This window comes from Aerococcus sp. L_32 (assembly GCF_050689315.1).
This window is the reverse complement of sequence record NZ_JBOEQF010000888.1, coordinates 1-769: the sequence shown is the minus strand read 5'-3', so window position 1 is coordinate 769 and position 769 is coordinate 1. Positions and strand designations below refer to the sequence as shown.

Sequence of the window (769 nt, the reverse complement as noted above, 5' to 3'; positions counted from 1 at the left end):
AAAACCTTCTTGGACCAATATAAACATGTCTTACAAACAGAAGGTTACCTGCAATTCAAAACGGATAACCAAGGATTATTTGAATATTCACTGACTTCAATGTCACAGTATGGCATGGATTTCTTAGAAATTTCGTTGAACTTGCATGAGTCGGATATTGAAGGCAATGTCCAAACAGAGTATGAAGAAAAATTCTCAGCCCGTGGCTTTAGAATTAACTATATGTTGGCTAAATTTAAATAGAAAAAATGAGGGACTGTGACTTTAATTGTCATAGTCCCTCAATTATGCTTACAGCTTATAAAAATCTAGAAAGTTGCCGGTTTTTGGGTCTGCCATAAATTCGTATTGAACTAATTCGTTGTCTTCTGTACGGGAGATTCCGCCGTAGAAGACTTCTTGTTTTTGGCCAAAGCGTTCTGCTTGAATGGGTTGTAATTCAATCCAAGAACCTTCGATGGTACCTGGGTCGGTGAATAGGGCTTTGGCTTTTTGAAGGACGTCATTGCCGTCTACTTTTTTAGAATGGTCGGCTACTAATGCGCCCACAACGCCACCGATAACTAGTCCGCATCCAAATAGGAAACCTGCTAGTAAGACGTCGTCACGTTTTGTTGGTTGTTGGTTGTATTGATTAGACATATAATCGCTCCTTTGTTGTCATAAGGGTGAATAAGTGAATCTATTTCGATAAGTGATCATGAACATATTATAACAATCATGGCTGGCAAAATATAGTTTTACCTATTCATAATTGTTTGGCGTATAT

At 38.0% G+C, this 769-nt stretch carries 1 protein-coding gene and 1 pseudogene; one reads left to right on the top strand and one right to left on the bottom strand.

What is annotated here, in order from left to right:
• A pseudogene (locus ACRCJ0_RS17135) lies at positions 1-243 on the top strand (tRNA (guanosine(46)-N7)-methyltransferase TrmB); the annotation flags it as partial.
• Between the two features lie 48 nt (positions 244-291).
• On the opposite strand, the gene ACRCJ0_RS17130 reads toward ACRCJ0_RS17135, so the two are convergent.
• On the bottom strand, positions 292-642 hold the full coding sequence (locus ACRCJ0_RS17130; RefSeq protein WP_069286253.1) for a hypothetical protein: 351 nt from the start codon (positions 640-642) through the stop codon (positions 292-294).
• Positions 643-769: the final 127 nt, after the last annotated feature.

Excerpts from the sequence above, each read along its gene's own strand:
- ACRCJ0_RS17130 (WP_069286253.1), bottom strand. The coding sequence starts at position 642 with ATGTCTAATCAATACAACCAACAACCAACAAAACGTGACGACGTCTTA.